Genomic DNA, 214 nt, shown 5'->3' with positions numbered 1-214 from the left:
CCACAGGGACGACGCGGGACGCAACCGCCCAGCCCCGCAGGCCCCGGGACGCGAGCGGACGGGCCAGGACGAGGAAGACGGCGCACAGGGCGAGGTAGCCGAGCATCCCGGCCGCCATGTGGACCGTTCCGTGTGCGCTCATCACGGTCGCCTCGGGCGCCCCGGCCGGGAATCCCGCTCCGGCGTCGGCGGGGAAGACCGCCGCCAGCCAGAA

At 75.7% G+C, this 214-nt stretch carries 1 protein-coding gene; it reads right to left on the bottom strand.

Annotated elements, in window-relative coordinates:
* On the bottom strand, positions 1–214 hold a 214-nt coding region (locus tag VR44_RS11170; protein WP_045947281.1), incomplete at both ends, for a DUF998 domain-containing protein.

Source organism: Streptomyces katrae (assembly GCF_000966975.1).
Taxonomy (GTDB): Bacteria; Actinomycetota; Actinomycetes; order Streptomycetales; family Streptomycetaceae; genus Streptomyces; species Streptomyces katrae.
The sequence above is the reverse complement of the archived record's forward strand: the minus strand, read 5'-3'. Positions and strand labels throughout refer to the sequence as shown.